Raw genomic sequence first — 21,477 nt, 5'->3', positions numbered from 1 at the left:
CCTCTCTGAAATTTCGGTTTTTATCGCTCAAAAGTACAACAAACTATTGGGTATAAAGTTTCTTAGCTAACTTGCCTTGTCAATGGTGTGTAAGGGGAATGATAAAAAGCACGGTGAATACTATCTGTGACTTTCTACGCCTGTTTTCCTGCATCAGACTAAACACTAAAAACCAAACTTTATGATTCGTCAATTACTCTATGGAGGGGTACTGGCATTGGCGTGTGTTGCGCAGACTTTGGAAGCGCAAACAACGTACAATAGCCACGCACAACTCTCCGGCAGACTTAAAAACCTCTCGACAAAGTTCAACGCATTGGCTTCGGTGAGTTCCATCGGTAAAAGTGCCGGCGGTCGCGACCTTTGGCTTCTTACTTTAGGGAAAGGGGATGCCACCAAAAAACCAGCCATTCTTATCGTTGCTGGGCTGGACGGTACCCACTTGGCAGGTAGTGAATTGGCCATCCAAACGGCCGAAAAAATGCTCGGAGCAGCCAATGCTGACAGTGTGGCTAAGCTGTTGGAAACCAAAACCTTTTATTTTCTGCCCAGCATGAACCCCGACGCACAGGAGCAGTTTTCGGCTAAACTCAAGTACGAACGTACAACAAATGACTCCAAAACTGACGACGACCGCGATGGTCGTGTTGATGAAGATCCATTTGAGGACCTCAACGGCGATGGCGTTGTGTCGTGGATTCGCGTAGAAGATGCGGCTGGAACCTACGTAGCGAGCAAAGAAGACCCGCGGATTCTGGTCAAAGCTGACCCTTCCAAGGGGGAAAGCGGTAAATATTTGGTTTATACGGAAGGCATTGATAACGATAAAGATGGGGTATACAACGAGGATGGCGCTGGTGGTGTAAACCCAGAGAAGAACTTTACGTTTGATTATCAGATATTTACAACTGGTTCGGGCGAACACGCCGCTTCTGAGCCAGAAGTGCGCGCTTTACTGGATTTCCTGTATCGTGCCCCCAATATTTTTGCGGTTCTTACCTTTGGCCCCAACAACAACTTGAGCGAAGCACCGCGTTTTGATGCGGCAAAAGTGGCTCGTCGGATTTTGACTGGACCACTTGCCAAAGATGCCAAAGCGATGGAGCAGGTGTCAAAATTATACAATGGTCGTACGGCTTTGAAAGACGCACCGACCATGCCGCAAACACGCGGAAATTTCTCCCAAACGGCCTATTACCACGCGGGTCGTTATAGCTTTACGACACCGGGCTGGTGGACTCCTAAAGTAGAAGCCCCCAGAGATACGACCAGAAGAGCCGCAGCAACGGCTCCAACTACTCCCTCGCCAACTGCACCTGCTGCCACAGGCGGCCCTGCTGGCGGTGGTGGACGCATGGGCGGTGGTGGTGCTGCTGCCGCAGCAACAAGCACGGCCAATGCAAGTGAAGATGATGCCCGTTTTCTGAAGTGGGCAGACAAAGAAAAATTGACGGGTGTGTACGTGGATTGGAAAACCATTCAACACCCTGATTTCCCCGGCCAAAAAGTGGAAGTAGGCGGGATTGTTCCTTTCTCTAAATTGAACCCACCAGTTTCTTATTTGACCGCTGCTGCCGATAAGCATGTGAAATTCCTGACCGGATTGGGGGCGCAGATGCCTGAAATTCAATTGGTAAATGTAAAAACGGAATCCCTAGGTAACGGCTTGACGCGTATCACGGCAACCGTTATCAATAAAGGATTGATGCCAACCTACGCCGAAATCGGCGACCGTGTTCGCTTTGTTCAGAAAGTAAAAACCGAACTTAAATTGGGGGCTGGACAGGCCATTGTGTCGGGTAAACGCCTGAACCTGCGTGCTGCGCTTGCTTCTGATGAGTCGGAAGAATACACGTGGTTGGTGTCGGGAACTGGTAAATTGACCATTGAAACGGGATGTCCTACGGCAGGGGTAAAGTCAGCAGATGTGACGTTGAAGTAGGCCTTTCTGTTAATCGTTATTTGTTATCCGTTAATTGTAAAAACAATGAAAAAATACATTCACTCATTCATATATGCACTCGTTTGCTGCACTTTAGCGGTCAACGCTTTTGCACAAACCGCACCCCAAACTGACCCCGACCTGAACGGTATGCGGGCGATTGGAACCCCCGCCAATCCTAAAGTTAAATGGGGTTGGAATTATTACATGGACTACGCTGGGTTCAACAAACTAATGCAAGAATTGGCCAAAGCGTACCCCGATTTGGTCAAATACGAATCCATTGGAAAATCGTTTCAGGGGCGTGACATGTACGTCATTACCGTTACGGATTTTAAAAGCGGAAAACCCGAAAGTAAGCCTGCTTTCTGGATCGACGGAAACATTCACGCCAATGAGTTGCAGGGAACACAGTTTGCCATGTACACGGCTTGGTACTTGGCCGAAAGTTTCGGAAAAATGGATTTTGTGACCGATATGTTGAAAGGTCGTACGTTCTACATATTGCCGTCACTTAACCCCGATGCGCATGAAAATTTTATCTACAAATCAAACACCACCAGCTCATCGCGCTCAGGAATGATGCCGCTCGACGACGACGGCGATGGTTTGGTGGATGAAGATTCTTACGATGATTTGGATGGTGATGGCAACATCGTGACCATGCGTCGTAAATCTCCAACGGGGCGGTATAAAGTAGATCCTGATTTTCCAGGTCGTATGATTTTGGCAAAGCCAGATGAGCAAGGAGAGTACGAAATGCTTGGTTTTGAGGGGATTGACAATGATGGTGACGGACGTGTTAATGAAGATAATCCTGGCGCATACGACCCTAACCGCGACTGGGGTTGGGGCTGGCAGCCTGATTATATTCAGGGTGGAGCGCTTTTTTATCCGGGAACATTGCCCGAAACAAAAAACGTGAAAAAATTCTTTTACTCACATCCCAATATTGCAGGTGCCCAAAGTTACCACAACTTCGGCGGGATGTTTTTGCGTCCTCCGGGGGCGGAAGAAGATGCCATGTACGTACCGCAAGCCGATATTGCCGTGTATGATGTAATCGGGAAAACGGGTGAGAAAATGATTCCGGGGTATAAGTACTACGTGCTTTGGAAAGACCTTTATACCGTGTATGGTGGCGAAATTGACTGGATTGGACTGGGGCGCGGCGTGTTTATGTTCTCCAACGAAATCAACACATCTTGGCGGATGTTCAACAAAAACTCTACCGAAAACCGCAACCAAAACAGTGAGTTTGAGGAGTTTGATAAGTTTTTATTGTTGGGTGACGGCTACGTAAAATGGAAACCCATCAAACACCCACAATACGGCGATATTGAAATCGGTGGAACCAAACGTAACTACATTCGTAACACGCCGGGCTTTTTGTTGGAAGAAGAAGGACACCGTAACATGGCCTTTACCATGCTTCATGCCTACCACATGCCTAAGTTGGAAATCATTGATATTAAAACTAAAGCCTTGGCCAATGGCCTGACGGAAGTAACAGCGGTGGTGCAAAACCAACGCGCTATTCCGACGCACTCCGCGCATGATTTACGCTTTAAAATCGAACGTCCCGATTACATCACGCTCAAAAATGTACAGGTATTGGCAGGGATGATCGTCGAAAATGAAGATCTGGGAATTACCAGAGAACAAAAGTACAACCCGCAAACGATTGAAATAGCTAACATTGCTGGTACCGTATCTGGTGGCGGTGGTGGAGGCGGCGGTTTTGGCGGTTTCGGGGGCGGCGGAAATTCCGTGAAAGTACGCTGGATCGTGAAGGGCAAAGCCGACAAATGGACCGTTGAGGTAGACAGCCGCAAAGGAGGCATTGTTTCCAAAACCCTGTAAAGTACCGTAGGGGCAGACGCAAGGCCTGCCCCTACAAGAATTGCATTACTACAAATGATAAATTGGTTGGTCGAAAGGCCGACCAATTTTTTTTGCGCCGTTTTTTTACGTTCTTCGTTTAACCTAATATTAACCCCACTTTATGAAGCCTTTCTTTACACTCATCACGTTTGTTTTCTTCACAACAACGGCATCTTTTGCCCAAGAATATGATGTACTCATACGCGGGGGTAAAATCGTAGATGGAACTGGAAATGCTTGGTTTTACGGCGATGTAGCCATCAAAAATGGCAAGATTGCGCGCGTTGGCCAATGGCCGAATGCCACCGCCAAGAAAATATTGGATGCCAAAGGGCTGATTGTTAGCCCGGGGTTTATTGATGTACACACCCACATTGAAGAAGATGAATTTCGACTTCCTACAGCCGACAATTTCATTTATGATGGCGTCACCACTGTGGTAACGGGAAATTGCGGTTTGTCAAATGTAGACTTAGGCTTGTATTTTAAGCAACTAGACAGTGTCAAAACATCGGTTAACGTCGCGTCGTTGATTGGCCACAATGACGTTCGGAAAGCGGTGATGGGCACGGCGAATCGGTTTGCAACCCCTGAGGAGCAACAGCGTATGGAAGCCATCGTTGAAAAAGCTATGAAAGACGGTGCCTATGGTCTGGCTACGGGGCTGATTTACGTACCCGGTACCTATTCCAATACCGAAGAAGTGGTGGGATTGGCCAAAGTGGCGGCTCGCTACGGCGGCGTGTATGCTTCGCACATTCGTTATGAAGGCGATGAAGTCCTGACCGCCATCGAAGAGGCCGTCAATATCGGGCGACAGGCTGCTATTCCTGTTCAGATTTCGCACTTTAAAGTAAGCGGCCAAAACAACTGGGGACGCTCCAAAGAGACCATTGCGGCTGTCGAAAACGCCCGACGTGAAGGCATCGACGTCACCATTGACCAATACCCTTACACGGCTAGCAGCACTGGGCTAAATACATTATTGCCAAGTTGGGCGTTGGCAGGTGGCCTGGATTCCATCAAAGCACGCGTCAACGATCCTGCCACGCGTAAGCGTATGGTGAAAGAAATGGTGGCAACGCTCAAACGTCGTAAGCAAAATCACTTTACCTATGCCGTAGTGGCTTATTATGACGCCGATACCACGCTCAATGGTAAAAATATTGAAGAAATAAACCTGTTGAAAGGGCGTAAACACAAAGCAACCGTTGAAGCCGAGACCATCATGGAAATGGCCGTCAAAGGTGGGGCTAGTATGGTATTTCACGGCATGGGCGATTGGGACGTCGAAAACATCATGCGGTATCCGCAAAATATGTTTGCCTCCGATGCCTCCATTCGGGTGTATAACTTTGGTGTGCCTCACCCGCGCGGCTACGGCACCAACGCCCGCGTGTTGGGTTACTACGTACGTCAAAAAAAAATCATCCCCTTGGAAGAAGCCATTCGCCGCATGACTTCATTGCCCGCCCAAAAATTCAAGCTGGCAGAGCGAGGCCTGCTTCAATCTGGCCGTGTGGCCGATGTACTCGTATTTGATGAAAACACCATCATTGATGTTTCTACCTACGACCGTCCCCATCAATATTCACGCGGGATGAAGTACGTCATCGTCAACGGGGAATTGGTTGTAGAAAATGAAAAACATACGGGGCGACGGGCTGGAAAGGTATTGCGGAAAGGGGAGTAGGTTTCTGCCCTATTTTCTTTGTCGAACCCTACATTTTTTTCATAATGCTGAGGCTTTAATTGCTTCTCATACAGGCTAGAGGCGCAAATCTGGTATGTATTCGGTATTTTGCTAGTAAGTCAGATAAATATTGTATCTTGATACAATTACCATTAACTAAATTGGTGTAGGTAAGATATAAGAAAATTAGCAAATTCGTTCTATAATTATGGCTGCCCGTTATCGCTTATGAAAATTAGATTGGCTTTTATTGCTTTGTTTTACACGGTAAGCATTGGATTGACGGCCCAAAACCGGATAGTCGACAGTCTGCGGCATTGGCTGGCTACGCATCCCGTCCAAGACAGCGCGCGTGTCGTGACACTCCATCGGTTGGCCTATCGCCTTTCTGAAATTGACCAAACTACCGCGTGGCGCTACGCCAATGAAGCCAATCAGCTTGCCAAAAAACTCAATAACAACACCAATATCGGCCAAAGTTTTATCAATTACGCCATTCTGGAGTCGTTGGAAGGGAATTATGCCAAAGGGCAGGAATACTATCTTACGGCGTTGAAGATTTTTGAACAGACGGGGTGGGAGCGTGGTAAAGCGATTTGCCTGAACAATATTGCCGAAAATTACAAAAGCATGAATCAACTTGATAAGGCGTTAGATTATACTTTTCGCGCTTTGGAGTTGAATAAAAAAAAGAATGAAATACGGGGAATGGCGGTTAATCACGAGCAAATCGGCGACTTATATCGTCGAATGGGCCGCTACGAAGAATCGTTGAAGTACTTAGAACAAGGCCTAAAATTGGCGGAGCAAGCCGACCAAAATTACCAGATATTGCCGCAGGTTTTATTGGGCATTGCCCGAAATTACAACGACCGTCGGGAGTTTTCTACGGCGCTTTGGTACATGAGGAAGGCTACGCAGCAAAGTCAACAATACGGCGAAAAACTACTCCAAATTCAGTGTTATGAAGAATCTGCGAAGACGTTCAGGCTTCAACAGAAACTCGACAGCGCCAAAGTGTATTTTCAAAAAGCCCTCGACGCGGCTAACCAGTTTGGGTCCATTGTAGAAATCGCACATATCAATCGAGAAATGGCGGAGTTAGAAGAAATGAAAGGCGACTATAAAGAGGCGTTGGGCTATTTTCAGGAGTACAAAACACTGAGCGACTCGATTGAACGGAAAAAGAATGTGGTTCGTGCCGAACTGGTTGAATTGAAATATACTGCCTTCGAGAAAGACAAAGAAAATCAGCGCCTCAAACAAATCAAGGCCTCGCAAGAAGCAGAATTGAAGAGCCAAACCTATTGGATTATTTCGTTGGCGTCGGTTATTGTAATGTTGATGGGGGTTTTGAGTTATGCATTTTATAGAAACCGGCTGAAACAAATTCGCGATGCCCAAAAAGCACAAGCGGAAACCATTCGTCAAATGCAGTTGTCCGACCGAATTAGGAGTCAAATTGCGCGCGATTTACACGATGATTTGGGCGCAACGCTGAGTGGAGTAGCGATGTTGAGTCAAGCGGCCAAACGCCAACTGAAGGACAAAGATGAACAGCTAAAAGAACTGTTGGACTTGATAAGCATTAACTCGCAACGAACCGTGAGTACGATTCGGGACATCATCTGGACCACTCGCCCCATGAATGATAGCCTGGAAAGTATCACCACCAAGATGAAAATTTTTGCGTCAGAAATGCTTGAACCAAAGCACATTCACTACGATTTTTGTATTTCAGAAGAATTAAAAGGCTATAAGCTTCCGTCCAATCAACAGTATAATTTTTACCTTATTTTTAAAGAAGCCATCAACAATGCCGCCAAATATGCGCAGGCAGGGAATGTTTGGATAAAGATTTGCAGAAAAAACCAGCAACTTCATCTTGAGATTAAGGATGACGGGATAGGCTTTGACAAAGAAGCTGTGAAAGGCAGCGGCAATGGGCTTTTTAACATGGAAAAACGGGTGGAAGAACTTGACGGTAGCATGGTGGTGCAATCAGCACCCAATCAGGGCACAATCATCGAACTCACTTTACCCCTCGCTACTCCTTTGGTATTTACTGAAAGAACGTTTGTTGAAGTGGGATAGAACTCACAAAAGGGACTAGAAAAAGCGCCTCGATGTACGTTTCCCTGCGAAGAACCTTTGGACAGAACGAGTTATTATTTGTTGCATTGAGGAGAAAACAGTAGGTTGCGCTTTAGAAATGTATAAAAAATACGCCATGACCTCGCTTTCGGCCGTTATTATTACCGTTAACCAAGAAAAGAAAATCGCTAAAACGATTGAAGCCCTTAAAGCCCTCACCGATGATATTGTAGTTGTGGATTCTGGCAGCACTGACCTTACCCGAAAAGTAGCTCGGGCGGCGGGAGCTAATGTGCTCGAACGACCTTGGACTGGGTATTCTGAGCAGAAAAACTTTGGAAATCAGTGGGCAAAACACGATTGGATTTTATCTGTAGACGATGACGAAGTAGTAAGCCCGGAGTTAATCGAAAGCATAAAACAGGCCTTCACTCCCGCCCCAGAGGCAGATGCCTATGATTTGCCTTTCAGAACGGTTTTTGCGGGGAAGTTGATTCGCTTTGGTGGTTGGAATCCAGAATCACACATCCGAATTTTTAACAGAAAAAAGATTCAGTGGAATACTGACGCGGTCCATGAAGGCTTGACGCTCAAACCAGAGCATATCATTAAAAAACTAACGGGGTACGTACATCACTATACCGTTGATACACCCGAACAATTTGTCGCCAAAACCGACCGATACAGTACACTTTTTGCCGAAAAAGGGCGAAAAATAGGCAAAAAAGCTTCTTTTATTAAAGTCTACCTCAGTCCAGCGTTTCGTTTCTTGGTAGAATATATCTTCAAATTTGGCTTTTTAGATGGATATTATGGTTGGTTTATTGCCAAAGAAAACGCCCGTTACACGTATTTGAAGTACCAAAAGCTAAGGTAGGAGCGGGGCTCGCCTTCGCCTAATTCTTAGGTGTTTTGAATTATAGGACAGCATAAAAAAAGCATCAGACGGTTTGAACGGGGACGCCCAGTCCGTCTGACGCCTAAATAAGATAGGAGAAATTATGAATTTATGCTTTCACTACCCATCCAAAAGGGTCTTCTGTTTTTCCAGTACGGAGGTCGGTTAAAAAGTTTTTAACGCGCGCAACAAATGAATCTTCGGTCACGGCAGGAAGTTCGTAGTCGGTTCCTTCAAAGCCGATTACGCCAAACGGCGACACCACCACGGCAGTTCCTGCCCCAAAAGCCGCCTCTAAACGGCCTTCTTTAAGCGCATCTATGATTTCTTTCACGGCTACTTTACGTTCTTCTACAGGTACTCCCCAATGACGGGCAATATCTACGATGCTTTTGCGGGTCACACCGTTGAGGATGGTATCGGAAGTAGCAGGCGTAATGAGTTTGCCATCCATGAAAAACATCACGTTCATCGTTCCTGATTCTTCTACATACTCGTGGTCGCGGGCGTCCGTCCAGATAATTTGGTCGTAGCCTTGTTGTTGGGCCAATTTGGCAGGATACAACGAGCCGCCATAATTACCCGCACATTTGGCAAAACCTACGCCACCTTCGGCCGCGCGGATGTAGTGCTGCTCCACTTTCACGCGTGGAGGTTTTGAGTAGTATTTTCCTACTGGGCTGGTAAAAATGATAAACTTGTAGGTATCTGAAGGTCTTACACCAATATAGGCATCGGTAGAAAACATATACGGACGAATATAAAGCGAAGTATCTGGGGCAGTAGGAATCCAAGCCGCATCTGTACGGAGCAATTCGGTGAGGCCGCCCATGAAAATTTCTTCGGGGACTTCTGGCATGCACATACGCGTGGCCGACTTGTTAAAACGCGCCCAGTTGTCCAACGGACGGAACATCAGTGGCTCACCTGCTTCGTTTTTGTAGGCTTTCATTCCTTCAAAAATTGCTTGTCCGTAGTGGAGAGCGGCAGTGGCGGGGCTGAGGCTGAGGTTGGCATAGGGGACAATTTGAAGGTTGGTCCATTCACCGTTAATATAATCGGCGACAAACATGTGGTCTGAATAATGGCGACCAAATACCAAATTGTCGAAATCTACTTCATGGATACGCGAAGCTTCTACGCGTTTGATTTCCATGGCCAATGTGTCCGTTGTCATTGTGTTGGTGGTTTTACTGTATGTAAGCAATTATTGTATCTGATTTCTAAGTATCAACTGTTCTGTATCAGCACTTAGTGTGCCAAAAGGTCAAAATTAGTTGTCAATGCAAATATTTTTATTTTTCGGCGAAAAGACAAGAAAATATCAGTTTAGTTATCAAAAAAATGAATTGGGCTCGTAGGGGCAGGCCTTGCATCTGCCCTTTTGTACCGTTGCGTCTGCCCTTACGAGGATTTACGGCCCGCCCATTTTATTTCTTCTATTCCCAATTCCTGTGCCATTTTTCGTGAAAGCACAAATAAATAATCAGAAAGACGGTTTAAGTACCGAATCACCTCGGCTTCAACGGGTTCAGATTCATTGAGTGCAATGACCAAACGCTCGGCTCGCCGGCACACCGTACGGGCCACGTGCCCAAACGAGACCGAAGGATGCCCTCCTGGCAGAATAAACGAGCGCATGGGCTCAAGTACGGTGTTCATTTCGTCCATGGCAAGCTCCAATGCGACGATGTCTTCTTCGTGGAGGTCAGGGATAAAGTGTTTTTTGTTGTCAGGCTCGGAGGCCAAAATGGAGCCAATCGTAAAGAGGCGGTCCTGAATATATTTTAAAAAGTCGCGGCGTACTTCATTCACGGGTTGGTCGCGGACTAAGCCGATGTAGGAATTAAGCTCATCTACCGTGCCGTAGGTATCGATTCGTAAATCTGCCTTACTGATGCGCGTCCCGCCCACGAGTGAAGTGGTGCCTTTGTCACCCGTTTTTGTATAAATTTTCATGTATTTTTGGTACGGCTGGTCAATCATTCTTTGTTCGACTTGCCTGTTTTTAGTGTTCCAACAAACTAATGGGTAAAACGGTTTAATTCTCCTTAAAACATGTAAATTGAAGATTGAAATAAAGAGGTTTACCCCAATCCAAAATACGATGATAGAAACTGCTTTTCAAATCGCTAATGCGCTCGTATTGCCCCAATGGCTTCTGATGATTGTTGCGCCGCGTTGGCGCGTTACGCAGTGGCTGGTGCGCTCGTACCTGATTCCCGTTTCGCTGGCGTGCCTATACGCATATTTTATTTTCAGCGGTGGGCCGTTGAATTTCAATGACTTCAGTACGTTTGAGGGGGTCAAAAGTTTATTTTCTAAAGGAGGCGACGGCGCAGTGTTGGCTGGGTGGATTCACTATTTAGCGTTTGATTTGGTAGCAGGAAGCTTTGTGTTGAAAGACTCCCAAGAGAAAAATATCCCGCACGGGTGGATTGTACTACCGCTTTTTTTCTGCTTTATGTTGGGACCGATTGGATTACTGGCGTATTGGGTTATTCGGACGATGAAGACGCGGCAGGCAAATTGATTTTTTTGTAAATTACTGATACGGGCAATTTTACGTTTAGGGCTGGAAAATCAATGGTTTCTTTCAAATCGCTGTAGAAATCTACGTACCAACGTTTTCCTTCGCGGTTGAAAACTTCTACCAAACATTCCTCTTGTTCGATGATTAAATAATATTGTAACGTTGGGATTTGCGTGTATTCAGCTAATTTGGTTACACGATCCGTGTTAATACTGCTTTCCGACAATACCTCAACAATAAAAATTGGTTCGGTTGCGTATTTTTTTTGATTACCGCTTTCGTGAAAAATGAAAAAATCAGGAATTCTAAACGCTTTTCCTCCTTTTACTTGCAGTTTTACAGCATTTTGAACAAAAATAAAAGGTTGGTCTTCTAAAAGACCACGCAGATAAAAATGAATATTACCCGCAATTTGATTGGCAGTTACTGATTCTCCCGACATTTCGATAATTTCTCCGTTTACGTACTCAAAACGCCCCGTATTTTGCTCACAGAAAGCAAAGTATTCTTCGACGGTATATGTTTTTACGGCTATTGTTTCCATCACAACTTACTTTGTTTCTTCAAAAATACGCCTTCTTCTTTAGATGAGCAACTATTAGATTTTCCCCCTTTTTGCCTTATTGTACTAAAATCGAAACCGAAAATTTCAACGAAAGATAATGGAAAATGAACTCCGCAGCCAGGACTGGTTTGGCAAAGAAGGTAAAGACGGTTTTATTTACCGCAGTTGGATGAAAAACCAAGGCCATGCGCCGCACCAATTTAAGGGAAAACCCGTGATTGGTATTTGTAATACGTGGTCGGAAGTAACACCTTGCAACGGCCACTTTCGAGACTTAGCCCAAAGTGTTAAAAACGGTATTTACGAAGCGGGTGGTTTTCCGTTGGAATTTCCAGTGATGTCTTTGGGGGAAACCCTTATTCGTCCTACGGCCATGCTGTATCGCAATCTGGCGAGTATGTCGGTCGAGGAAAGTATTCGAGCCAATCCTTTCGATGGGATTGTCTTATTGACGGGTTGCGACAAAACCACCCCTTCGCTCATCATGGGGGCCGCGAGCGTTGATTTACCCACGATTGTATTGCCTGGTGGGCCGATGTTGGCGGGGCGTTTTCAAGGCAAAGCCATCGGTTCGGGCACCGACGTATGGCGGTTTGCCGATGACCTCAAAACGGGTAAAATGACTCCCGAAGAATTTGAAGAAGCAGAGAGTTGTATGAGCCGTAGTATTGGTCACTGCTCTACGATGGGTACGGCTTCTACCATGGCGACCATGGCCGAAGCTCTGGGCCTTACACTACCCGGGCTGTCGGCGATTCCTGCCGCTGATTCGCGTAAGAAAATGAATGCCCACATGACGGGAATGCGCATTGTAGAAATGGTCAAAGAGAATCTGACACTTTCAAAAATATTGACCAGAGAAGCCTTCGAAAATGCTATTATGCTCAATGCGGGCGTGGGAGGCTCTACAAATTTTGTGTTGCACTTGCTGGCCATCGCGGGCCGGGTAGGCGTAGACTTGACGTTGGACGACTTTGACCGCGTAGGTTCACGAATGCCGTTTTTATTGAATGTAATGCCTTCTGGTAAATACCTCATGGAAGATTATTTCTACGCAGGTGGCTTGCAGGTGGTCATTAATGAAATGAAGGAGCATTTACACAAAAATGTAATAACCGTAAATGGTAAATCGCTGATTGATAATTCATTAAATGCCAAAAACTGGAATCCTGACGTGATTGCATCGGGAGAGTCGCCGATTTTGGAAGAAGGAGGGATTGCGGTTATTAAAGGTAATTTGTGCGAAAATGGCGCGGTTATTAAACCTTCGGCGGCTTCGGCGCATTTGATGAAGCACAAAGGTCGGGCTGTGGTGTTTGAGTCGATTGAAGATTATCATGCTCGTATCGAAGACCCAGAACTGGATATTGACGAGACTTGCGTAATGGTCCTTAAAAACGTAGGGCCAAAAGGTTATCCAGGAATGCCTGAAGTTGGTAACATGGCGTTGCCTAAAAAACTGTTGGAAAAAGGAGTGACGGACATGGTGCGTATTTCTGATGCCCGCATGAGTGGAACGGCCTACGGAACGGTGTTATTACACGCTTCTCCTGAAAGTGCCATCGGTGGTAATTTGGGATTGGTTGAAAACGGCGACATCATCGAAATTGACATTCACGAACGCTATATTCACTGGCACGTTTCAGACGATGAAATCGCACGCCGCCGAGCCGCTTGGACGCCGATTGATTTGGGCTACAACCGCGGCCACAATAAGCTTTACATTGAGCACGTGACCCAATCGCACGAAGGTTGTGATTTTGACTTTTTGATTGGTAAATCAGGGCACAAAGTGAGTAGAGAGTCGCATTAAATAAAGAGGCTTGTATTGTTAGGCGTCGGACAGTTTCAAACTGTCCGACGCTTTTTTTATCCCCTGCCCAAGCCTGCTCCTTATCCAGTGGGTGTAGTTCGGGCCGCAGCGGGTAAAAAAGGTTTATAAGATATTGGTTTTCAATAGGCTTTGGTGAAAATCGTGGTCGTAGTGTGCCACCATGACCCGTAACGCCCGCAAATCTAAGTGAGGGCCTTATGTGGGTAGAAATCAATTCTCTCTGAAAAATTTTGGCATAAGTTGTATCTTTCTGATGGGCCTTACTGTATTCCTCAAATAGGACTAACTCCTGCCACTATATAGTATCATCAAGGTAGGATGGTGAGTAGATTTGAAGGATAGAAAGGTTTGATTATAAGCAGTTTAGTAAGTAGCAATTTTAAATCAAAACAGTATTATGTTCAACTACCGCAGTACGCTTTTGTCCGTCATTTTGGGGGCAATACAGTGTGTCACCTTCGGTCAGGAAGCACAGTCCGCCAAATTGAAAGATTTCCGTCTGAATTACCTGCAACGTACGGAACTGTCAGAGGATGTTCAACAAGTCAAATTGAAAGATTATCGCCCAGTCTCAATTTACAAAACACCCCAATCAAAAATTCCGAAAGCCAAATACCCGGCGATAGATCTGCACACCCACGATAATCCTAAAAGCGATGCTGAAGTGGATAGGTGGGTACAGCTCATGGATGAAGTAGGGATTGATAAGTCAGTCATTTTATCATATAGTACGGGAGCCACTTTTGACGCCATGGCGCGTAAATACGCCCGTTATCCCAATCGTTTTGAGGTATGGTGTGGGTTTGACTATACTGGAATGGACCAACCTGATTGGTCGCAGCGGGCGGTGGCAGAATTGGTACGCTGCTACCAATCAGGTGCGCGCGGGGTGGGGGAGTTGGGCGACAAAGGTTTGGGGGAATTGTACTCTAAACCAACTCCGGGACGTGGTATGCACATCAACGACCCCCGTATGAAACCCCTATTGATGAAGTGTGGGGAACTGAGAATGCCCATCAGTATTCACGTAGCGGAGGATGCTTGGATGTACTTGCCGCCCGACTCTACCAATGACGGTTTGATGAACGCTGCCAAATGGCGGGTGGATATGACCAAAGAGGGTATTTTGAATCATGATCAGTTGATTACTACGCTTGAAGAGGCTGTGCGCGACAATCCCCGCACGACTTTTATCGCTTGTCACCTGGCTAACTGCAATGCTGATTTGAGTCAATTGGCGAGGCTACTGGATGCGTATCCCAATTTGTATGCAGATATATCAGCCCGGTTTGCCGAATTTGCCCCGATTCCGCGCTTTGCCAAGGCATTCATGGAAAAATATAGCGATCGGTTGGTCTATGGTACCGACATGGGCTTCTCGCGCGATATGTATCTTACCACGTTCAGAATCCTTGAATCGGCCGACGAACACTTTTACGAGCACAATCGGTTTGGATACCATTGGCCTTTGTATGGGTTGTCGTTAAGCCCCAGAACGCTAAAAAAAATATACCAAACCAACGCCCAAAAAATATTAAGGAGATAGTGATTATGCTGACACAACCCAAGCCATAATTCCTTCTTTCAACGCATAGGTCGAAGAACGAATCTGTTGAATATTCAAACTTCGTAAAACATGGTCAATCAGCACCACACCGGGTACAATCATATCCACCCGTAACTCAATCATACCCGGAATGGTCATGCGATCATGGTGGCTCTGGGTAGTGAGGAGATGGTAAGCGCGGTAGAATTCTTCCGTTGCAATTTCAAAACCTGTTTGTGATGGATTGGGTAAATGGCCCAGTCGGTGCATAAAATCCATGTCAACCAACGTATCAAATGAACCTGAGGAGCCGACCAGCGTTTGGGGGGCGTATTGGTGAGCGGCATTGACCAGCGGTAAAAGCTGTTCTTGAAAATAATCATTCATTCGTCGAATTGCCGACGGCGATATGGGGTCAGTAAGCACAAATTGCTCCAGCAACCGCTGTCCGCCTATTTCAAAACTTTGTTTCCAAAAGATACGCGAAGCATTGCAAATGATAAACTCAACGCTGCCTCCGCCGATGTCCATGATAACGGATATTTTCTCGCCTAACGCAATTCCTTGTCGGACGCCGTGGTAGATTAATTCCGCTTCTCGGTCGCCCGAAATGATGTCAATCGTGATTTCTGTTTCATTTTTGACCGTTGCGCAAAATTCTTTCGCATTTTTTGCGTTTCGAATCGCGCTGGTGCCAATGGCCTTGGTGTTGGAAAGTTCAACGCCAAATTCATTTATTCTTTGACGAAATTGACTTAGCACATTTAACGCGCGTTGGGTAGCTTCTTCGGTGATAATGCCCTGATTAATACCTGCTTTGCCTATCTTGGCGGGGATTTGAGTCTTAAATAGGGGGATAATTCCGTCAGGATTTTGTTCAATAATCAACAAATGGAAAGTATTGGTTCCAAGGTCAATAATGGCGTACTTCATGGATTGGAAAGGGGTATTTTTGCGGAGAATGTAAATAACTGAAACAAAAACACAAATAAAGTTGATTTTTTAGAAGCAGACTTTTATTTTTGCAATCCGTTTCAAAATAGATATAAACATAAACACATATGCTCGTCGTACAAATCAAAGAAAACGAATCAATTGACAAGGCACTCAAACGTTTCAAAAAGAAATTTGAAAAGACCGGAGTTTTGAAAGAATTGCGTTCACGCTCTGCTTTCGAAAAGAAATCAGTGAAACGTCGTCAGCAAGTGATTCATGCCTCTTACGTGCAGAAAATGCGCGAGGGCGATGAACTATAAGCGATTATAAAGTCATTTCATATATATCAAGGCACTGCGATTCGTCACAGTGCCTTTTTCGGCTTCTATATATCAGCTTTTCTGAAGGGTTTTACATCTATTTTCTCCCATACTTTGCCAGTTACGTAGGGGTCGTTTTGAAGCCACTGGTTGAGCCCTGTTTCATCTTCAAAGTCAACCACCATCATTGACCCAATCATCTTTCCATCAGGGTCTAATAAGGCTCCGCCTAAGACAAAGTTTCCAGTAGATTTCAACTGTTTTGCGCCATCAAAGTGATTGGGCCTGACGGCCATGCGGCGTTCGAGGGCTTGTTCATCGGTAAAATCGTAGGCATGAATTACGTAAAGCATACATCGAAAGGGGTTATATGTGAAGGTTTATTTGTGGTCAGAATAGAATTGAAAAAGGGTTAGAAATCAGGGAAAACCCATCTATTTCTAACCCTTTATGGTATGATACTGAAATGCTTATTTTGCTTCGGTTTCGCTGGTCGCTTCTTCCTCTTTCTCTTCTTTGACCTGATCGTTGCTGTTTTCAGTGTTCATGTAGGCTTGATATACCGTCTCTCTTTCGAAAGGCCGCTTGCCTATCAGACGCTCTAAGTCACTTTGGAACAGGATTTCTTTTTCCAACAATTCTTTGGCGATTACTTCCAGCGCTTCGCGGTGCTCAGAGAGCAAGGCATGACAGCGGTCATAGGCCTGCGCAATGATTTTTCGCATTTCTTCGTCAATCATGCGAGCGGTTTCTTCCGAATAAGGCTTGTTGAAAGAGTACTCAGACTGCTTGGAATCATAGTAGGACATGTTACCGATTTTGTCGTTCAGACCGTACACCGTTACCATGCTGTGTGCCAATTTGGTTACGCGTTCCAAGTCGCTGAGTGCGCCCGTAGATACCTTGCCAAACACGACATCTTCGGCGGCGCGGCCCCCCAACGTCATACACATTTCGTCCATGAGTTGCTCGGTACGGTATAGATACTGCTCACGCGGTAGGTACTGAGCGTATCCTAATGCCGCTACACCACGCGGTACAATCGTTACTTTAACCAATGGGTCAGCGTGCTCCAAGAACCAACCTGCTACCGCATGGCCTGCTTCGTGGTAAGCTACGATTTTCTTTTCGTCAGGTGAGATAAGTTTGTTCTTTTTCTCCAAACCTCCAATCACCCGGTCCATTGCATCCTGAAAGTCCTGCATGGTCACTTCTTCACGATCACGACGGGCCGCAATTAGGGCGGCTTCGTTGCACACGTTGGCGATTTCAGCTCCTGCAAAACCAGGCGTTTGAGCGGCCAGTTTTTTAGGGTCTACATCAGGAGAAAGCTTTATAGGCTTCAAGTGAACTTTGAAAATAGCCTCACGACCAATGATATCGGGTTTATCAACCGAAATCTGGCGGTCAAAACGACCAGGACGCAAAAGCGCAGGGTCAAGTACATCGGGACGGTTGGTGGCCGCCATGATGATAATTCCTGAATCGGTCGCGAAACCGTCCATTTCTACCAACAGGGAGTTCAACGTATTTTCGCGCTCATCATTGGCACCGGGCATCGCACCCCGACCACGTGAACGGCCCACGGCGTCAATCTCGTCAATAAAGATAATACAAGGTGCTTTTTCTTTGGCTTGCTTAAATAAATCGCGCACACGAGCTGCACCCACACCGACAAACATTTCCACAAAATCAGACCCTGAAAGGGAGAAGAAAGGAACGCCAGCTTCGCCCGCTACCGCTTTTGCGATGAGGGTTTTACCCGTACCGGGAGGGCCTACCAATAAAGCACCTTTCGGGATTTTTGCCCCTAATTTGGTGAATTTACCAGGGCTTTTTAGGTAATCAACAATCTCTTTGATTTCCTCTTTGGCTTCTTCCAGACCAGCAACATCATTAAAGGTTATTTTAACTTTGTTTTCAGCATCAAAAAGTGTGGCACGTGACCGACCAATGTTGAATATCTGACCACCCGGACCACCGCCGCCTGTCATGCGGCCAAGCAAAAAATACATGGCCAAAATCATGATAATCAAGAAGCCCCAAGTGCTCAGAAAGCCTGTCCAGTCGCTGCGGCGATCAAAATCATAGTCGATTGAATCGCTATCAGGTTTTAGTTTTTGGAAGTCATCCAAAAATTTATCGGCCGAGGTAACTTCAAACTGAAATTGGGGGCCTCCGTTGCTAAAATAAGGCTTATCGGCAAACAAAGCGCGGTATTTAGGGTCTTCCAGCGCTTTGGGTGTAAGCGTTACTTCCACAAATTCGTTATTGACAATGACGATATTTTGCACTTCGTGTGCTTGAACCATCTTCTCAAATTTCTTTTGGGTAATCGGCCTTACCGCAGTATTTTTACTGAAGAAGGTAATCCCCAAAATTGCTAACACCAATGCCGCAATAATCCACCCCTGATACCCGGAACGGCGCGGATTGCGGTTATTGGAGTTGAGCGGATTTCCATTGTTTTCGGACATAATAATTGAAACGTTAACGGTTAATGGTTAATAATTAATCGTTGAGCCGGTCAAAAACCAATGAAAATGGGTTGATGTTGCGGGGACGAAAAACAATTAACAAATGGATTATTGTAAACAGGTATGGTTTATTGTACGTGTAAGGTTTGAGTTTTTTGCGTACAATGAGAAAACACTATTTTTATCTCTAATGTTCAATCAGGCAAATTCCTCCTCGACGTGGGTAACTTTGGCATCACCCCAGAGTTGTTCCAATCCGTAGAATTCACGACGTTCTTTCTTGAAAACATGGACCACAACATCCACATAATCAATCAATATCCATTCTTTGGCTTCACGCCCTTCACGCTGCCAAGGCAATGAGTTCGTGATTTTTTGCACTTCATCTTCGACAGAATCGGCGATGGCGTCTACTTGGGTATCGGAGTTACCGGTACAAATAACAAAGAAGTCTGTAATGGAGTTTTTTATTTCGCGCAGGTCCATCACTACGATGTCTACTGCTTTCTTTTCCTGCATTCCCTTCACAACCAGCTGGCACAGTTCTTCTGAAGATATAATGTTTGATTTGCGTTGTTTCATGCGTAAGTTTTAAATTGCATCAATTCAATTCTAAAATTAAAAAATTTTGTACAAAAGTAAGCCCAAAACCCTGTTTATTGGAAAAAAAATACTTTATCTGCCATCTTGTCAGTCGACTAACGACGAAGCGGCTGATTTGTTGCGCCAAGGCCAAGGCTTGGAAGGGGCGGTTGTCATAACCGATTACCAGACGGCAGGGCGCGGCCAACGCGGTAATCAGTGGCTCGCTAAGCCTGGCGAAAATTTTACGCTATCCGTGATTTTACGCCCCCATTTTTTGATGGCAAATGAACAGTTTCGGTTAAACATTGCGGTGTCGCTGGGAGTTTTTGATTTTTTACTTCCTTACATGGGGCCTCTCCTAAAAATAAAATGGCCCAACGACATCTACGTAAACAATCAAAAATTAGGTGGAATCTTAATTGAAAATACATTACAGGGAAATCGCCTGGAAAGTTCAGTCGTTGGAATCGGCCTGAATATCAATCAGCTTGATTTTGAAGAAGGCCGGGCCACTTCACTGCGGTTGATGCTCGGAAAGGAGTTTTCATTGGAGTCGCTTCTTCCCGAATTGTTGACTTCCATTGAAAAAAACTATCTTTTATTGCGTAATCGAAAGTATGACCTCCTGAAAACACGTTATTTGCAGCATCTTTTTCGTTATCAGGAGCCGCACTTATTTCAACGATTAGGGGAAGAGATAGAAGGGGTGATTGTGGGAGTAGCCGAAACGGGGCATTTGGCGGTTCAAATCAATAATAAACTTGAATATTTTGATTTTAAGGAAATCAGTTATGTATTTTAATCAAATGCGTTTTGTCTTGGGAATGTGTTTTTTAATCACCTCCTGTAATTCTTCCACGCCCGATTATGTCCCCAAGCCCAAAGGCTACCCGCGTATGGATTTGCCTCCCCAAACCTACCAAGCCCTGAAGGAAGACCATCCTTACACGTTTGAATATTCCAAAAGTGCGGTGATTTTGCCCGATACCTTCCGGATGGCGGAGCCGCATTGGATTTTTGTGGCGTACCCTTCCTTAAATGCTAGTATTCAGTTGACGTACAAGCCTGTACAAAACAATCCGCAGCGCTTGTCGGGATTTATCAATGATGCATATCGACTGGCGGGAAAACATCAGGTAAGGGCCACTGGGATTAGGGAGCAGGTAATCAAAACAAAATCGGGCCAAACGGCGGTGGTGTTTGATTTGGCGGGAGATGTGCCAAGTTATACCCAGTTTTTTACGACGGATTCTTCCACGCATTACCTGCGGGGGGCGCTTTATTTTACTGTTGCCGACAAGCAAGATTCCCTTAAGCCCGCCATTGATTTTCTCAGAAAAGATGTCATGCACCTGCTCAATACCCTGAAATGGAAAAAATAAAGGTTGCCGTTGGGCAACCCTGAGTATAGTAGAACAATCGTGTTCAAAAACTCGCCAATGTCTAGCTATTAAAACACCTTAGTTAAGAGGCTGTAGGCCATGAGTTTATCTTTGCGATATGTTTCGGAGCGGACATCCCACAACACATTTGGGGCGCGGAAACTGACCACTTGAAAATCAAAAGATATATTCATGATGGTTTTGGTGCTTACGGTCATATCGGAAGTTACCTTGTAGGCGTTGAAAGTACCCGCTGGAACGGTGATATTTTCCTGTGCCACTACTTTCCGATTTTTCATCGACATAGAGTAGTTAAGCATCATTCCTCCGCCCATTTCGCCTTGCCCTTTCAGTTCGGCATCTTTCAGCGTGGCACCGACGGTATAATTATCGGTGTAAATAAGGTCGGTGGAAGTAAAGGTCATTTTGGCATCTTTGAGCATGGGATTTTCTTGGCCCGCCATCATTGCCGTCATATCTACCATCAATTCATTGCCTTTGCAAGCACACTTATAATTGTTGGTAGCTTGAAGTTTGTCTTTGGCATCGAAGTTTTGCATTTCCATTGACATAAGCGTGGTGCCATTTTCGGTGCTTACGTTTTTGACGGTGTACACTACTTTTCCTGTAGGTTTATCCTTGGCGTTGTACGTGACCATTTCGTAGCCCATTCCTGCTTTCATGTTTACGCCCATGCACATTTGGGCCTGAATGCGCGTACTGATTACAGTTGTGATTAAGATGAGACTGAGCAATGCGTATTTTTTCATTAGAAAATTGGGGGAAAA

At 45.5% G+C, this 21,477-nt stretch carries 19 protein-coding genes; 11 read left to right on the top strand and 8 right to left on the bottom strand.

What is annotated here, in order from left to right:
* The first annotated feature begins 181 nt into the window (after window positions 1–181).
* From DR864_RS10000 to DR864_RS09980, 5 genes are all read left to right on the top strand, one after another.
* Window positions 182–1,942 carry a M14 family metallopeptidase gene (locus DR864_RS10000; protein ID WP_114066828.1) on the top strand — a complete coding sequence of 587 codons (1,761 nt, stop codon included), beginning with the start codon at window positions 182–184 and terminating at the stop codon, window positions 1,940–1,942.
* 45 nt (window positions 1,943–1,987) lie between these two features.
* Window positions 1,988–3,805, top strand: coding sequence for a M14 family metallopeptidase (locus DR864_RS09995; protein ID WP_114066827.1), 1,818 nt, complete (start codon window positions 1,988–1,990; stop codon window positions 3,803–3,805).
* A gap of 142 nt (window positions 3,806–3,947) precedes the next feature.
* On the top strand, window positions 3,948–5,519 hold the full coding sequence (locus tag DR864_RS09990) for an N-acyl-D-amino-acid deacylase family protein (RefSeq protein ID WP_114066826.1): 1,572 nt from the start codon (window positions 3,948–3,950) through the stop codon (window positions 5,517–5,519).
* Window positions 5,520–5,747: 228 nt separating this feature from the next.
* Window positions 5,748–7,613 (top strand): tetratricopeptide repeat-containing sensor histidine kinase, encoded by a 1,866-nt coding sequence (locus DR864_RS09985; protein ID WP_114066825.1) that lies wholly within the window; start codon window positions 5,748–5,750, stop codon window positions 7,611–7,613.
* A gap of 118 nt (window positions 7,614–7,731) precedes the next feature.
* Window positions 7,732–8,490 carry a glycosyltransferase family 2 protein gene (locus tag DR864_RS09980; protein ID WP_114066824.1) on the top strand — a complete coding sequence of 253 codons (759 nt, stop codon included), beginning with the start codon at window positions 7,732–7,734 and terminating at the stop codon, window positions 8,488–8,490.
* Between the two features lie 130 nt (window positions 8,491–8,620).
* Here DR864_RS09980 and DR864_RS09975 read toward each other — a convergent pair whose 3' ends face one another.
* Together DR864_RS09975 and DR864_RS09970 are read right to left on the bottom strand one after the other, a co-directional pair.
* Complete coding sequence (locus DR864_RS09975; protein WP_114066823.1) at window positions 8,621–9,688, bottom strand: branched-chain amino acid aminotransferase; 1,068 nt, start codon at window positions 9,686–9,688, stop codon at window positions 8,621–8,623.
* Between the two features lie 227 nt (window positions 9,689–9,915).
* A complete protein-coding gene (locus tag DR864_RS09970; RefSeq protein WP_114070230.1) occupies window positions 9,916–10,470 on the bottom strand; it encodes a cob(I)yrinic acid a,c-diamide adenosyltransferase in 555 nt (184 codons plus the stop codon).
* Window positions 10,471–10,618: 148 nt separating this feature from the next.
* Between DR864_RS09970 and DR864_RS09965 the strand changes: the two genes are divergently transcribed.
* Window positions 10,619–11,044, top strand: coding sequence for an ABA4-like family protein (locus DR864_RS09965; RefSeq protein ID WP_205319229.1), 426 nt, complete (start codon window positions 10,619–10,621; stop codon window positions 11,042–11,044).
* Here the strand turns inward: DR864_RS09965 and DR864_RS09960 are convergent.
* Window positions 11,010–11,588, bottom strand: coding sequence for a Uma2 family endonuclease (locus DR864_RS09960; RefSeq protein ID WP_114066822.1), 579 nt, complete (start codon window positions 11,586–11,588; stop codon window positions 11,010–11,012). The genes DR864_RS09965 and DR864_RS09960 overlap by 35 nt on opposite strands.
* A gap of 118 nt (window positions 11,589–11,706) precedes the next feature.
* Between DR864_RS09960 and DR864_RS09955 the strand changes: the two genes are divergently transcribed.
* Together DR864_RS09955 and DR864_RS09950 are read left to right on the top strand one after the other, a co-directional pair.
* The gene (locus DR864_RS09955; protein ID WP_114066821.1) at window positions 11,707–13,422 is read left to right on the top strand and encodes an IlvD/Edd family dehydratase; all 1,716 of its coding nucleotides are present in this window, start codon (window positions 11,707–11,709) and stop codon (window positions 13,420–13,422) included.
* A 418-nt stretch (window positions 13,423–13,840) separates the two neighbouring features.
* Window positions 13,841–14,989, top strand: a complete 1,149-nt coding sequence (locus tag DR864_RS09950) for an amidohydrolase family protein (RefSeq protein WP_114066820.1) — start codon at window positions 13,841–13,843, stop codon at window positions 14,987–14,989.
* Between the two features lie 3 nt (window positions 14,990–14,992).
* Here DR864_RS09950 and DR864_RS09945 read toward each other — a convergent pair whose 3' ends face one another.
* Window positions 14,993–15,922: a Ppx/GppA phosphatase family protein gene (locus tag DR864_RS09945; RefSeq protein WP_114066819.1), complete on the bottom strand. Its 930-nt coding sequence runs from the start codon at window positions 15,920–15,922 to the stop codon at window positions 14,993–14,995.
* 128 nt (window positions 15,923–16,050) lie between these two features.
* On the opposite strand from DR864_RS09945, the gene rpsU reads away from it, so the two are divergent.
* Window positions 16,051–16,245 (top strand): 30S ribosomal protein S21, encoded by a 195-nt coding sequence (gene rpsU / locus DR864_RS09940; RefSeq protein ID WP_114066818.1) that lies wholly within the window; start codon window positions 16,051–16,053, stop codon window positions 16,243–16,245.
* 65 nt (window positions 16,246–16,310) lie between these two features.
* Here the strand turns inward: rpsU and DR864_RS09935 are convergent, their stop codons facing one another.
* The 3 genes from DR864_RS09935 to rsfS all read right to left on the bottom strand — a co-directional run bounded on the left by DR864_RS09935 (window position 16,311) and on the right by rsfS (window position 19,304).
* The gene (locus DR864_RS09935) at window positions 16,311–16,598 is read right to left on the bottom strand and encodes a YciI family protein (protein ID WP_114066817.1); all 288 of its coding nucleotides are present in this window, start codon (window positions 16,596–16,598) and stop codon (window positions 16,311–16,313) included.
* Window positions 16,599–16,715: 117 nt separating this feature from the next.
* Window positions 16,716–18,722 (bottom strand): ATP-dependent zinc metalloprotease FtsH, encoded by a 2,007-nt coding sequence (gene ftsH, locus DR864_RS09930; RefSeq protein ID WP_114066816.1) that lies wholly within the window; start codon window positions 18,720–18,722, stop codon window positions 16,716–16,718.
* Window positions 18,723–18,920: 198 nt separating this feature from the next.
* Window positions 18,921–19,304: a ribosome silencing factor gene (gene rsfS, locus DR864_RS09925; protein ID WP_114066815.1), complete on the bottom strand. Its 384-nt coding sequence runs from the start codon at window positions 19,302–19,304 to the stop codon at window positions 18,921–18,923.
* A gap of 46 nt (window positions 19,305–19,350) precedes the next feature.
* Between rsfS and DR864_RS09920 the strand changes: the two genes are divergently transcribed.
* Window positions 19,351–20,109, top strand: a complete 759-nt coding sequence (locus DR864_RS09920; RefSeq protein WP_114066814.1) for a biotin--[acetyl-CoA-carboxylase] ligase — start codon at window positions 19,351–19,353, stop codon at window positions 20,107–20,109.
* Complete coding sequence (gene gldD / locus DR864_RS09915; protein WP_229599556.1) at window positions 20,099–20,689, top strand: gliding motility lipoprotein GldD; 591 nt, start codon at window positions 20,099–20,101, stop codon at window positions 20,687–20,689. The genes DR864_RS09920 and gldD overlap by 11 nt, the downstream gene beginning before the upstream one ends.
* A 68-nt stretch (window positions 20,690–20,757) precedes the next feature.
* Here gldD and DR864_RS09910 read toward each other — a convergent pair whose 3' ends face one another.
* A complete protein-coding gene (locus DR864_RS09910; RefSeq protein ID WP_114066813.1) occupies window positions 20,758–21,459 on the bottom strand; it encodes a TapB family protein in 702 nt (233 codons plus the stop codon).
* Window positions 21,460–21,477 lie beyond the last annotated feature (18 nt).

Origin of the sequence: Runella rosea (assembly GCF_003325355.1) — a bacterium.
GTDB lineage: Bacteria > Bacteroidota > Bacteroidia > Cytophagales > Spirosomataceae > Runella > Runella rosea.
This window is presented reverse-complemented; position numbering and strand designations above follow the sequence as displayed.